The organism is Mycobacterium sp. 1245852.3, from assembly GCF_001669335.1.
Lineage (GTDB): Bacteria > Actinomycetota > Actinomycetes > Mycobacteriales > Mycobacteriaceae > Mycobacterium > Mycobacterium europaeum_A.
On sequence record NZ_LZLL01000512.1, the window covers coordinates 1 to 12,927 of the forward strand.

Genomic DNA, 12,927 nt, shown 5'->3' on the forward strand with positions numbered 1-12,927 from the left:
TTGGAGTTCCCGGTTGCGAACGCGTGCACGAAGACATCCGTCACCTTCTCGCCAACCGTTGCGAGTGTGTCCCCGCCACCCACCTCGAGCATGTCGGTGTCTTTCAAATACATGTCCGCGACCATCGGCTTCGCGGCGGCAGGGGTGTCGACCTGGGACGGGGTCTTCTTGGCCGACCCCAACTGGTACGTGCCTGGCATGCCGAAGGGCGGGCTGTTGCCGGCGCCGAACGCAGCGGTCACCCAGGGTGACGCCGCGCTGACATATGGGCTGCCGATCGCGATCGTCGTGGTCAAAGACCTCAACATCTCGGTGCAATGGAGTGGCCAGGACCAAGCGTCGTTGAGCGGCAATGGCTTTGTCGGTCCGTTCTCGCTGGCGGGTGCCTCGAGCACCACGTCCGATGGGACGTGGACCTATTCGCGACCGGGCATGCAAGTGGTCGCGCTGTTGTGCAGCCACCTGCCGGTCCTCCCGCCGGCGGACGCGCCCGATCTCGTGCAGCCGCCGACGGCTGTCGGACCGCAAAGCACCTCCGCGGATGGTTCGGGCCGCGCCAGATGATCGGATATGGCCTGATGCGTGGGACGTCGGAGGTGGGCGTCAGCTGCGGAAGCACCCGAATGGCTTGCCGCACGGCCGCGGCGTCGGCTCCCGATGGTCGAGCCGCGGTCGTAGACAACGGAATGCGCTGCAGCACGGCTGGATTGAGCCTCGCCACCGGCGCCACGGTCGTCGCCGGTGGTGTCGACACCGCCGGTACGGCGTTCTCCGTAGCGGCGGCCACCAGCGCCGGATTCAACTCATGAAGATAGGTCAGGTTCTGGACCGGGGCATCCTGCTGCTCCGCCGGCTTGATCGTCCATAGATAAGGATTGACGGCCCGCTGCAGCTGCAACTGCGGGCCGCTGCTCTGCGGCGGGGCAGCGGTTTGCGCCTGCGTCGAGTCGAATGTGGACCAATAGGTCGAATCCGGCAGCACCCAGTCGTCTGGCACACAGGCGAACTCGGGCGTGACGCCGGCAGGGCTGAGCATCGTTTGAGCCATTGCGATTTCGGAGTTGATGCGGGTCCAAGCATCGCTCCCGACCGGGGCGGTCGGCCGGGCCGCGGTCACGGCGAGCCGATAGATCTGGCTCGCCGTGCCGTAGTAGAGATCCTGGCCGTGCACGGAATATTGGGACGGTGACATCAGGTAGGGCGCATCGAAATTCGGCACCAGGAAGGCGGCCATCCGGGTGGGGTTTACCACGCCGCCCTGCACGATGTCGTCCGGTGTCGGCAACGCGAACGGCAGAAAGACCAACGAGACGTTGGAGTTCCCGGTTGCGAACGCGTGCACGAAGACATCCGTCACCTTCTCGCCAACCGTTGCGAGTGTGTCCCCGCCGGCCATGACGATCAGCTCCCCGCTGCCGGTGTGGCTCCGGCCCCCGCCATCGCCTCCGGTGAGTTCTCCGAAGTTGGCTTCGGCAGTGTGGGGTCGTCCATCAGCGGGGCCGCGGGCTGAATCTGCCCGATCCAGCCGGCGATCTGCGATCCCAGCAGTTCCAACGTCCCGCCCTTCTTGCCATCGGACGTGAACGTGAAACTGGAACTGGTCTGCTGCGATCCGAAGGCACCGGAGGACTGCTGATCCTGGTGCTGGGCCGAACCCTTCATGAAGAGATAGCCCCCCGACACCGCGACCGAGTTCGAACTCGACTGTCCCGAGCCCTGACTCGCCTGCGCGGCCTGACTGAAACTGCTGCCGAAGTCACCCCAGTCGTCGCAGGTGATCTTGACGTTGCGAATAATGAGGAACCCCTTAGGAAGCATCGGCAGGATCGCGGGACACTTATCGCCGATCTGATTGGCAACCGTCCCGTCGCTGATGCTGTTGGCGCGCTGACCTACCAGATACCAGCCCTTGAGGTTGAAGATGTCACCGAGGAACCAGGGACGCTCGATTGTCGCGATGAAGTACTCCAACGAAACGGAAGCGGAGCTCGAACTATCCTGGTGGGTCGTCCAATTGAACTGGTTTGCGTTATTGGCGAATGCGTTGGACGCATCGGCGTGGCTGCCACTGGCGGAGGCGCTGTAGATGCCGACGTCGAACCCGCCGCTGCCACTGTTCGATTGTGACTGCTGCCGCTGCCAGTTGCTCGCGAAGGAACCCGTCCCGGAGTTCGTTCTCGCATCGTGCGCCTCGCTTGTCCCCGTGATCTTTTGGACGCCGAAGGATTCATCCGTGTAGTCCCACCAGGACATCGGGCTGATGTACGACCAGGGAAGATTGGCGGAGATTCCGCCGGCCAGCTGCACCTGAAACGCGTCATACAGTTGGCGCGCCAATGCGGCCAGCGCCGTGACCGCGCTCTCGCCTTGCGTCGCAATCGTATCCAGAGCGTCCTGCACCTGCTGGCGACCCATGCTGTTGAAATCGTTCAGCGCCTGGGTGACCTTGTTCGCATAGCTGCTCGCCACGATCGGCCACTCCTGCCCCGCGATCGGATCGGCCATGGCCTGCGCATAGGCACTCGCCTGCGCGGCGATTGCGTCGGTCCAGGCCTGTTGGTTGCGCCGGAACTGCGCGTAGAGCGGCGTGTAGCCGACGCGGTTGCCGTTGGCGTCCTTGATGTAGAGCAGGTCCTGCGCCGCGGCGATCTTGTCGAGGACCGCTTGCGCCGGGGTCGACTTGTCCATCGGCTGCATGCCCTGCACCACGGTGAAGTACTCAACACTGACATTTCGATCGGGCCAGGCAGTTGCGACGCCGTTCTGCGTCACTTCCAGCATCTGGTCGACGAGCTTCGAGGTAAAGAAGGCCGCCTGAATGGACGCCTCCAGCTGCGGGTCGGGCTTGGCCGGCGGCGGATAGACGGATCCCGGCGGGCCCGGCGGCGGAGTCGAGGAGGCTGCTTGGGCGGGCGCGGAGAATGCGCCGTCATTGCTGAATTGGCTCGAAGAATCTCCCCCGGCCGGCGTCCATGGATTGGCGAACATCTTGGGGTCGATCGGATATCCGGTCGGCATGTGCATGTAGATCGCCGATCCCAGCGGCTTCCCGTCGGGGCCGATCTGGCTTGCAGCGACCTGGTTTTCGATCTGATCCAGTGCGTCGAGCAACGCTTTCGTAATGCAGCCGACACTGCTGAGCTGCGAAACTCCGTCTGGCATGGGACTCTCCTCGTGATGCCTGAGCGTTGCGTAACGCCCTGTTGCCGCCCCGATGGGCGCTACCGGTTATGCAACTCTCACCTGCCCGCGACGGGCACGCGTAGTCGACTACTCGATCCCGCGCTCACTCGCTCACTTTCGGTCCGCCCGTTCTTGATTCAGGTCTCCGCGGTGGGTTCAGCCAATGGCACACGCCGCGCCGCCCGTCCCGAGACCACCTGGGTGAACGTGACGGGACGTGGCGGCGCGGCATCAAGAGCCGGCGGTTGTGTGTCACGGAATCGTTTTGTTGGACTTCCAATCCGCGATCAACTCGTTGGATGCTTCGAAGTGCATGCCGTCAGGCGTGGGAAAGGCGGCGCCCCAGAAGAATCGCTCCGCTTGCATGAACGGCGCGAGGTCGACCAGGCCCTGCTGCACCGTGGTCGACCCGCGCGGCGTGAGCTGCCCGCCGATGGTGATGTCGATGGCCGTGCCCCACGAGTGGTTGGAGAAGTTCGTCGTCGAACCGCGCACATGACGCACGCAGAGCATGCCCGCAGTCCCCAGCAGAAGATAGAGGTCGGGCCGGGCCGATTTGACCGCCGCGAAGACGCGGGTGAGCGCGTCGACCGCCGGCACCAAGCCGGTCACCCGAAACGGTCCAACGCTGGCGGTTTTCAGTAACTTCTGCAGCGCCGGCGATGCCGGCCCACAGCTGTCTTGCGGGGTGCCGGGGACTCCGAGCGCCGACAACATCGTCGCCTGCGACGCGGCGCTGACGCCGGAATTGATTCCGCTCGGGATGGGGACCATTTGCTTGTAGTCGACGTTGACCGACGGGTCGTCGCCGGTGGCAGCCGAGCCGTTATCGGTAGGGGTTTCAACGGTGTTCGACGCGTTCCCACTGGAGTCACCGTTCGATGTGTCCGTCGTATCCGACGTGTCGGCGCTGTCGTCGCCGTTCGATGTGTCCGTCGTATCCGACGTGTCGACGCTGTCGTCACCGTTCGATGCGTCCGAAGTGTCCGCGGTGTCTGACGTATCAGCCGTTGATGTATCGCTGGCGTCCGAAGTGTCCGCGCCGTCGTCGTCGGTCTCTGCGGTATCGGCCGGCGACGTGTCGTTGGTGTCGGCGCTATCGTCGCTACCAGGATCGGTCATGACGTCGGTCGAGCCGCTGTCAGCATCTTGAGACATTTGTGTTCTCCCTTCGAGGTTCGGCTCGATCCACCGGAAGTCAACGTCATGATCACCGGCTTCAGCCGAAGACGATCGTTTCAGCGGGTGACGTCGTCATCACGCGTAGTGCACTACTCGTCGTCCCGGGCGCTGATAAGGGCGTCGACACCAACTCGGGAGTGCGCCATCCGCGAACGGCCGGTCCGCGGATTCGAGTAGTCGACTACGCGCGTCACACCTCCCCCTGCAGTTGATGATTCACGAGTAAGCGACTACTGGAGGAGCAGGAGCATGTGTCAGACACCGCCGCGACCATGGCGAGATTTCGTGCGCCCCTGGCGCGTGGCGCTGATGGCGGGCGCCAGTGGACTCATCCTGGCGGGCGTCGCAACGAGCGGCCACGTGACCGCCTTGACGTTGATCGCCCTGGGCTGCGTCGTGGTGGTGACCGCGGGAGTGATGCCCGCCATCACTCAGCTCGAGTACGGCATTCCGTCGCTGTTCAAAGTCGTTGTCGCGGTGGCTAATCGGGGCGAGGAGCTGCGTCGCGAATTCAGCGAGCAACGCCCTCAACTGCAGGTGACCGCCAATCTGTTGTGCGACGACCCTGCGATGGCTAATGACCTGCTCAGCGCCGCCATCGCAGAGGCGACCAAACGCTGGCGCGGGCCAGTCAGCGCGGCCGCGGACGTATACGCGCTGTGTTGGTTCGTCCACCGGCTGACGGCATACAGTCGGCTCACCGGCAGCCCACCGCCCGACACGGTCCCCGCCGCCAACCGGGCGTTGGGGCGACTGTCGCAGACTCAGCGGATCATCCTGGTCCTGGCCACATACGCCGACCTGTCGGTCGAAGACATCGCCGACATGGTGCACCTACCGCCGGTAGAGGTGGACGCGTACATTGCGCAGGCCGATGCGGCGCTGGCCGCCGCAGACGTTCCGGGCGGGGACCGCTGATGCCAAACCCCGCCCTGTACGAGGCGTTGGAAAGCGCCGCCCGAGAACGCATCGGCAGCCATCCGCTGAACGTGGACCGGGCCGTGCGAATCGGCCTGCGCCAGCTGAGGATGCGGATGCTCATCACGTACGCGACTGGGCTGGCCGCCGCATCGGTAGTGGCGATTACCGCGGTCGCCACGCATTTCGCGCTCACGGCGCCTGCGCATCTCAGTGCCGGCCCCGTGCCCACGATCGCCTCTACCAGTGAAACGCCGAGCACCACAGCCACTTCCACGACTACCGAGACACCGAGCACCACAACCAATCCCACGACTGCCGAAACGCAGAGCACCCCAACCGATCCCACGACGCCCTCCAGCACCACCGGTGTGAAGCCGCAGACCCTGGCGGCGATCACCGTTGCGCCCCGCGAGGTCACTTTGGCTCAAGGATCCACACAACAGCTGAGGGCCACCGGGACTTACACCGATGGGTCCGCCCACGACATCACCAATGACGTCGACTGGACCACTGATGACCCTGCAGTCGCAGCGGTCGGTCGCGACGGGCTTGTCACCGCTGTGGCTGGTGGTCCTGGCCGCCCGCAGAGCAGAACTGCAATACGGGCAACCATCGCCGAACGCTCGGCCTCAGTAGCGATCATCGTCATGCCCCATGACCTGACCGGAATCAGCATCCAACCCCCGACCATCCAGAGTTGCGCAGGCTCGTACACCCTTGTCGCGGCGGGCACCTACTCCGATGGCACTGCTGCCGACCTCACAGACGTCCAATGGACCAGTGACAACAGCGATTTCGCGTCGGTCACCCAGCGAGGACAGTTGACCGTCAAAACTCCTCGCCCTAACCCGACGCTCAGAGCAATACCGCGAAACCTGCGTGCCGTCATCACCGCGACGGCCTCGGGGCAGACGGCTCGGGCGGTTGTCGAGTGCGTCCGGTCGGAATCGTCGACGTCCAACACTCCGCCAACGTCGTCGGCCACTCCGACCACGCCCCCCGCGGCGTCGCCGACCCGAGTTCCGACGACCCCGTCCAGCGCCGCCAGCGTGCCCCTTCGCTAGCCGTCGCGCCGAAGGCTAAGGGCGGAAGTAGTGCCAACGGTCGCGTTCAGTCGACGCGCGGCGGCCGGATGTCGTTGGGATCGTTGGGGTCCGGCTCGCCGAACCAGCGCGACGGCTCGTGCATGCCGTACGCGTCGTGCCAGTCCCACCACTCGTAGGGGGCGCTCTGCGGGTAGCCCTCCGGTGAATCCTCCCAGTTTTCCTGGCGTCCCAACGCGGTCATGTCGAGGAAGCTCCACGTGGTTCCGAGCGCCTCGTCGCCGCGATTGTTGATGAAGTAGGTACGGAACACCCGGTCGCCGACACGGATGAAGGCGTTAGTGCCGTGCCATTCGTCCACGCCGAAATCGCTGTCGAATCCATCGGTGATGGTGTACCACGGCATCTTCCAGCCCATCCGCGCCTTGAGTCGCTCGATGTCGGCCTGCGGTGCGCGCGAAACGAACACCAGCGTGGTGTCGCGGGCGTTGAGGTGGGCCAGGTTGCCGACATGGTCGGCGATCATCGAGCAGCCCCGGCAGGCGTGGTCGGGCCAGCCATGGATGTCGGGCCCGTAGAACGCGCGATAGACGACGAGTTGTCGCCTGCCGTGGAATAGGCCCAACAGGTCGACCCTGCCCTCGGGTCCGTCGAATTCGTAGGCGGAGTCGACGGCCGTCCACGGCATCCGGCGCCGCATGGCCGCGAGGGCGTCACGGGCCCGGGTGAGTTCCTTCTCCTTGGCCAGCAGTTCCTGATGCGCGCTCGCCCACTGCTCGGCCGACACGATCGGCGGTGTGTTCATCGCTGTCTGCCTTTCGTCTCCAGGGCTCTCAGGCAAGCGGCGACAGGCCGGCGGCGGTGAGCAGGTACGCGTCATGGTCGGTGGCCGCGCCGGTGGCGATCTCGAGCACCGACTTGCCGACCTGTTCGGCCGTGAGGGCGGGCCCGGCGGCCTGCACGAAGGAATCGACGTCGACACCTTGCCGCTCGGCGTAGGCCGCGACGGCGGCGGCGCCCAGGTCGGTGGCCGGCGTCAACCGCGGCAGCACGGCGGTGAAACCGATCCCTAGGCCCGCGCGTTGCGATTCGGCGGCGGCGTAGCTGGTGATGAACCTGACGGTAGCCTTCGCGCCGGCATAGCCGCCAGACAACGGTGATCCGTTCACCGCGGCGCCGCTGGACATCACGATCACCGAACTGCCCCCCGCCAGCGGCCGGCGCACCGCGCGGCTAACCCAGTGGAACGCCTGCGCGACGTCGGTGTTCCAGTTCACGCTGAACGTCTCCCAGGTCTGCTCCTGCAACGGCGCCATCGGCGGCGTCGCCCCGGCGCACAGCACCAGTGTGCGCGGCCGGTATTCGTCGATCAGCCGGTCGGCCGTGGCCGGGTCGGCGGCGTCAGCCACCACCGGGGTGAAGGCGTCGCCGAGCTGGGTGCGCACCTCATCGAGTTGTGATCGGGTGCGCGCGACGCCGGCGACCCGTGCGCCGGCCGCGACCAACGCGGAGGCGATGGCGCGGCCGAATCCGCGGCCCGCGCCGGTCACGATGGCGGTGGTGTCGGCGAGGCCGTCGGTATGGGCGGTGCGGGACTGGTTCATCGTCGTTCTCTCTCTGCGGTGGGTGCTGCGGCCGTGGCCGCGTCGTCACCAATTCAGATACGGCGTGACGGCCGGATTCATCGCGTGCGGCCCGATGAATTTCGGCGGCCCGATGTCTCTAAGGGAGTAGGTTCTTCACCCACCGGAAGGAGAGGCTCGTGCCGGCGCAGGAGGATTTCGTCGAACAGGCGGCGCCTTTTCGTGCCGAGCTGATCGCGCACTGCTACCGCATGCTGGGTTCGGTGCACGACGCGGAAGACCTGGTCCAGGAGACATATCTGCGGGGCTGGCGCGGCTATCGGGCGTTCGAGGAACGCGCGGCATTGAAGACGTGGCTGTACCGCATCGCCACCAACGCCTGCCTGCGAGCGCTGGAGAACCGCGCCCGGCGCGTGCTGCCGATGGGGGTCGGCGACGGATCGGTCGACCCGGACGCCGATTTCGACGCGAAGGCCGGCGCGCACGCCTGGCTCGAGCCGATCCCCGACGCGATGATGTTCAAGAGCCCGGAAGACGATCTGACCGCAAAGCAGAGCGTGCGGCTGGCCGTGATGACCGCCCTTCAAGAGCTTCCGGCGCGGCAGCGCGCCGTGCTGATTCTGCGCGACGTCGTACAGTTCAGCGCCGCCGAGGTTGCCGAGCTCCTCGAGACCACGCCCGCGGCGGTCAACAGTTCGCTGCAGCGCGCCCGGACCCACCTCGCCGAACTCTCGCCCGCCGAGGAGACCGTGTCCGAGCCCGACGATGCCGAGCGCCGCGAATTGCTCGACCGGTATTGCGCCGCATTCGAAAACGCGGACATGGCCGCGCTGACGGCGCTGCTGCAAGCGGACGTCAAGCTCGAAATGCCGCCTATGCCAGTGTGGTTCACCGGCCGCGACGCCGTGCTGCGGTTCCTCGCCGGACGCGCCCTGGCCCCGCCCGGCGACGTTGTGATGATCCCGACAGCCGCGAATGCGCAACCTGCCGTCGCCGAATACCGGCGTGGCGCCGATCAGACGATGCGGGCCCATTCGATTCACGTCTTGACCACCGGCGTTACCGGCGTCGCGAGCATCACCGTCTTCCTCGACGCCGGGTTGTTCCCCACGTTTGGTTTGGCGGCAACCCGGTAACCTCTGAGCAGGGACGCAATCGCACCCCTTGCTCTCTAAGGGAGGCCCGACCTGCATCGGCTCGCATCGGCTCGCGTCGTCTGCGGTGTCCTCGCACGGTTTTACCTTCCCGGCCCACGTGTGGACAGGTCCTCCACCCGTCAGGATCATTAGGCGCGGTAGACGTAGTTGAAGGGTGACGAGTGAAGATTCCCGGCGTTTCCAGCGTCGTCGCCGGCGTAGCCGGCGGAGCCGCGCAGGTGGTGCGGGCCGGAGTGTCCACCGCGGCGGGCGCCGCGGGCACGCTGCAGACGTTGGCCAGTCCGGTGACCGACCTCGCCGGCCCGGTCATTCAGGCGGTTGCCCAAACGACGGGCCGCGCGATCGGACTGGACGGTTCGTCCGGCGGCTCCCCCACCGCGATCCTGCCGCCGGTGCGCTGGCACAGCGGGCACCGGGTGCACCTGGATCTGGATCCGCTGCTGCCCTTCCCGCGTTGGCACGAGTACGCGCCGGCCGTGGAGGAGCCGGTGCGCCGGATCCCGGGTGTGGCCAAGGCGCATGTCGAAGGCTCGCTGGGCCGGTTGGTGGTGGAGCTGTCCGACGACGCGGACGGCGACGCCGTGCTGGACGAGGTGCGCGCGACGGTCTCCTCGATCGCCTCGGACATCACCTGGTCGAAGTCGGAGTCACCGCCGCTGTCCGCGCCGTTCGCCGACCCGGGCAACCCGCTGGCGATTCTGGTGCCCCTGACCGCGGCGGCCATGGATGTCGTCGCGATGGGCGCCGCCGTCACCGGATGGGTGACCCGGTTGCCGGCCGCGCCGCAGACCACCCGGGCCGCGGCCGCGCTCATCAACCATCAGCCGCGGATGGTCTCGATCCTGGAGGCGCGGCTGGGCCGGGTCGGCACCGACATCGCGCTGGCCGCGACCACGGCGGCCGCCCACGGTCTGACGCAATCGTTCGGCACACCGCTGCTCGATCTGACGCAACGCACCCTGCAGGTCTCCGAGGCGTCGGCGCACCGCCGCGTGTGGCGTGACCGCGAGCCACAGCTGGCCTCCCCCGACCGGCCGCAGGCTCCGGTGGTCCCCGTCATCTCCTCGGCCAAGTCGGAGCTGCCGCGGCACAGCTGGGCCGCGGCGGCCGCCGGTGAGGCCTCCCACGTCGTGGTCGGCGGCACCATCGACGCGGCGATGGACAAGGCGAAAGGCTCGATGGCCGGGCCGGTGGAAAGTTACGTCGATTCGGCGGCCAACGGCTCGCTGATCGCCGCCGTCAGTGCGCTGGTCGCCGGCGGCGGCACCGAGGATGCGGCCGCGGCCATCGAGGCCGGGGTGCCCAGGGCTGCGCACATGGGCCGCCAGGCGTTCGCGGCGATATTGGGCCGCGGGCTCGCCAATTCCGGGCAACTGGTCCTCGACCCGGGCGCGCTGCGCCGCCTGGACCGGGTGAAGGTCGTCGTCATCGACGGCGCCGCGCTGCGCGGCGATCATCGCGCGGTCTTACGGGTCCGCGGGGACGCTCCCGGCTGGGACGACGACCGGGTCTACGAGGTGGCCGACGCGCTGCTGCACGGCGAGGAGGCGCCCGAGCCCGACGCCGACGAGCTACCGGCGACCGGGGCTCGGCTGAAATGGGTTCGCACCCAAGGACCTTCGGCGACACCCGCGCAGGGCCTGGAAAGCGCCGACCTGATCGTGGACGGCGAGTGCGTCGGCAGCGTCGACGTGGGCTGGGAGGTCGACCCGTACGCGATCCCGCTCTTTCAGACCGCGAACCGCACCGGCGCGCGGGTGGTGCTACGCCACGTCGCGGGCACCGAGGACCTCACCGCCAGTGTCGGGACCACGCACCCGCCCGGCACGCCGCTGCTCAACGTGGTCCGGGAGCTGCGCGCCGACCGTGGGCCGGTGCTGCTGATCACCGCGCTGCATCGCGACTTCGCCTCCACCGACACCCTGGCCGCGCTCGCGATCGCCGATGTCGGTGTGGCCCTTGATGATCCGCGCGCCGCCACGGCGTGGACCGCCGACATCATCACCGGCACCGATCTGGCCGACGCGGTGCGCATCCTCTCGGCGATCCCGGTGGCCCGCTCGGCCAGCGAATCGGCGGTGCACCTGGCGCAGGGCGGCACCACGCTCGCGGGTCTGCTGCTGGTCACCGGCGAGCAGGAGGCGGGCACCAGCCCGGTCAGCTTCCGGCGCTGGCTCAACCCGGTCAATGCCGCCGCGGCCACCGCCCTGCTGGCGGGAACCTTCTCGGCCGCTCGGGTGCTCCGGCTGCCCGACCCCACACCCCAACCGCTGACCGCCTGGCACGCACTGGATCCCGAGATCGTCTACTCGCGGCTGGCCGGCGGGGCGCGGCCGATGGCCGTCGAAACCGAGCCGTCCTGGCGGCGGCGCCTCGACGACCTGTCGTACAGCCCCGCGCTGCAACCGCTGCGCAAGCCGTTGCACAGCGCGGTCCGGCTGGCGTCGGCCACCCGCACCGAGCTCGCCGATCCGCTGACCCCGATCCTGGCCGTCGGCGCGGCGGCCTCGGCGATCGTCGGCAGCAACATCGACGCGCTGCTGGTCGCCGGCGTCATGACCGTCAACGCGATAACCGGTGGCGCGCAACGACTTCGGGCCGAGTCCGCCGCCGCGGAGCTGTTCGCCGAGCAGGACCAGCTGGTGCGCCGGGTGGTCGTTCCTGCCGTCGCGACGACCCGCCGCCGGCTCGAGGCCGCCCGACACGCGACCCGCACGGCGACGGTGTCCGCCAAGTCCCTGCGGCCCGGCGACGTCATCGACCTGGCCGCACCCGAAGTGGTGCCCGCCGACGCCCGGCTGCTGATCGCCGACGACCTCGAGGTCGACGAGTCCCTGCTGACCGGCGAATCGCTGCCGGTGGACAAGCAGGTGGATCCCGTCGCGGTCAATGATCCCGACCGGGCCAGCATGCTGTTCGAGGGCAGCACCATCGTCGCCGGGCACGCGCGGGCCATCGTGGTCGCCACCGGCGTCGGCACCGCCGCGCACCGGGCGATCTCCGCGGTGGCCGACGTCGAGACCGCCGCCGGAATCCAGGCCCGGCTGCGCGAACTCACCAGCAAGGTGCTGCCGCTGACGCTGGCCGGCGGCGCCACGGTGTCGGCGCTGGCGCTGCTGCGGCGCGCGCCGCTGCGCCAGGCGGTCGCCGACGGCGTCGCGATCGCGGTGGCCGCCGTCCCCGAGGGCCTGCCCCTGGTGGCCACCCTGTCCCAGCTCTCGGCCGCCCAACGACTGACCGCGCGCGGGGCCCTGGTCCGCGCGCCGCGCACCATCGAGGCGCTCGGCCGCGTCGACACCGTCTGCTTCGACAAGACCGGCACGCTCACCGAGAACCGGCTGCGCGTGGTGTGCGCGGTGCCCGACGACGTCGACCCGCACGATCCCTTCCCCAAACTGACCGACCCGGAATCGGCCGGCCTGCTGCGGGCCGCCGCGCGCGCGTCGGCTCAGCCCCAGGAGGGCCAGGGACATGCGCACGCCACCGACGAGGCGATCCTGACCGCGGCGAGTTCGCTGAACGGCCAAAGCGATTCGGACTGGGCGATGGTCGCCGAGGTGCCGTTCGAGTCCAGCCGCGGCTTCGCCGCCGCGATCGGCACCGTGGGCCACGACGGCGCTGCAAATGGCCAGCCCGCCGAGGCGCCGGTGCTGGTGCTCAAGGGGGCGCCCGAGGTCATCCTGCCGCGCTGCGCCACGGCGAGCACCCGCAGCCCCTGCTCGGCGAGGCCGTGCACCACCGCCTCGGCCCGCTCGAGGTCGGCGTCCGGGTCGGCGAATTTGCAGCGCGGCAGGATGACCTCGGGCGCCCCCTTGAGCACCAGCACCGGCGCCTCGGCGGGCTGGCCATTTGCAGCGC

General features: G+C 68.2%; 9 protein-coding genes. 5 read left to right on the forward strand and 4 right to left on the reverse strand.

The features are described from left to right. The first annotated feature begins 111 nt into the window (after positions 1 to 111). The gene (locus A9W96_RS22945) at positions 112 to 564 is read left to right on the forward strand and encodes a hypothetical protein (RefSeq protein WP_067143323.1); all 453 of its coding nucleotides are present in this window, start codon (positions 112 to 114) and stop codon (positions 562 to 564) included. A gap of 837 nt (positions 565 to 1,401) precedes the next feature. Here the strand turns inward: A9W96_RS22945 and A9W96_RS22950 are convergent. Continuing rightward, complete coding sequence (locus A9W96_RS22950) at positions 1,402 to 3,162, reverse strand: hypothetical protein (RefSeq protein WP_156765377.1); 1,761 nt, start codon at positions 3,160 to 3,162, stop codon at positions 1,402 to 1,404. A 273-nt stretch (positions 3,163 to 3,435) separates the two neighbouring features. After that, complete coding sequence (locus A9W96_RS30730) at positions 3,436 to 4,341, reverse strand: M15 family metallopeptidase (protein ID WP_082972552.1); 906 nt, start codon at positions 4,339 to 4,341, stop codon at positions 3,436 to 3,438. Positions 4,342 to 4,614: 273 nt separating this feature from the next. Between A9W96_RS30730 and A9W96_RS22960 the strand changes: the two genes are divergently transcribed. Both A9W96_RS22960 and A9W96_RS22965 read left to right on the forward strand, forming a co-directional pair. Then, positions 4,615 to 5,283 (forward strand): sigma factor-like helix-turn-helix DNA-binding protein, encoded by a 669-nt coding sequence (locus A9W96_RS22960; protein WP_082972553.1) that lies wholly within the window; start codon positions 4,615 to 4,617, stop codon positions 5,281 to 5,283. Continuing rightward, on the forward strand, positions 5,283 to 6,350 hold the full coding sequence (locus A9W96_RS22965; RefSeq protein ID WP_067143329.1) for an Ig-like domain-containing protein: 1,068 nt from the start codon (positions 5,283 to 5,285) through the stop codon (positions 6,348 to 6,350). Before A9W96_RS22960 ends, A9W96_RS22965 begins: the two co-directional genes overlap by 1 nt. Before the next feature lie 46 nt (positions 6,351 to 6,396). On the opposite strand, the gene A9W96_RS22970 is transcribed toward A9W96_RS22965, so the two are convergent. Then, on the reverse strand, positions 6,397 to 7,134 hold the full coding sequence (locus A9W96_RS22970; protein ID WP_067143331.1) for a DUF899 domain-containing protein: 738 nt from the start codon (positions 7,132 to 7,134) through the stop codon (positions 6,397 to 6,399). 28 nt (positions 7,135 to 7,162) lie between these two features. After that, positions 7,163 to 7,933, reverse strand: a complete 771-nt coding sequence (locus A9W96_RS22975) for an SDR family oxidoreductase (RefSeq protein ID WP_066862429.1) — start codon at positions 7,931 to 7,933, stop codon at positions 7,163 to 7,165. 158 nt (positions 7,934 to 8,091) lie between these two features. Here A9W96_RS22975 and A9W96_RS22980 point away from each other — a divergent pair, with 158 nt between their 5' ends. Both A9W96_RS22980 and A9W96_RS22985 read left to right on the forward strand, forming a co-directional pair. Continuing rightward, complete coding sequence (locus A9W96_RS22980; protein WP_067143334.1) at positions 8,092 to 9,048, forward strand: sigma-70 family RNA polymerase sigma factor; 957 nt, start codon at positions 8,092 to 8,094, stop codon at positions 9,046 to 9,048. Between the two features lie 182 nt (positions 9,049 to 9,230). Continuing rightward, positions 9,231 to 12,927, forward strand: a 3,697-nt coding sequence (locus A9W96_RS22985; RefSeq protein WP_231999810.1) for an HAD-IC family P-type ATPase, incomplete at its 3' end; no start/stop codon positions are given.

Coding starts and splice junctions, on each gene's coding strand:
- A9W96_RS22945 (WP_067143323.1), top strand. CDS start 112: ATGTCCGCGACCATCGGCTTCGCGGCGGCAGGGGTGTCGACCTGGGAC.
- A9W96_RS22950 (WP_156765377.1), bottom strand. CDS start 3,162: ATGCCAGACGGAGTTTCGCAGCTCAGCAGTGTCGGCTGCATTACGAAA.
- A9W96_RS30730 (WP_082972552.1), bottom strand. CDS start 4,341: ATGTCTCAAGATGCTGACAGCGGCTCGACCGACGTCATGACCGATCCT.
- A9W96_RS22960 (WP_082972553.1), top strand. CDS start 4,615: ATGTGTCAGACACCGCCGCGACCATGGCGAGATTTCGTGCGCCCCTGG.
- A9W96_RS22965 (WP_067143329.1), top strand. CDS start 5,283: ATGCCAAACCCCGCCCTGTACGAGGCGTTGGAAAGCGCCGCCCGAGAA.
- A9W96_RS22970 (WP_067143331.1), bottom strand. CDS start 7,134: ATGAACACACCGCCGATCGTGTCGGCCGAGCAGTGGGCGAGCGCGCAT.
- A9W96_RS22975 (WP_066862429.1), bottom strand. CDS start 7,933: ATGAACCAGTCCCGCACCGCCCATACCGACGGCCTCGCCGACACCACC.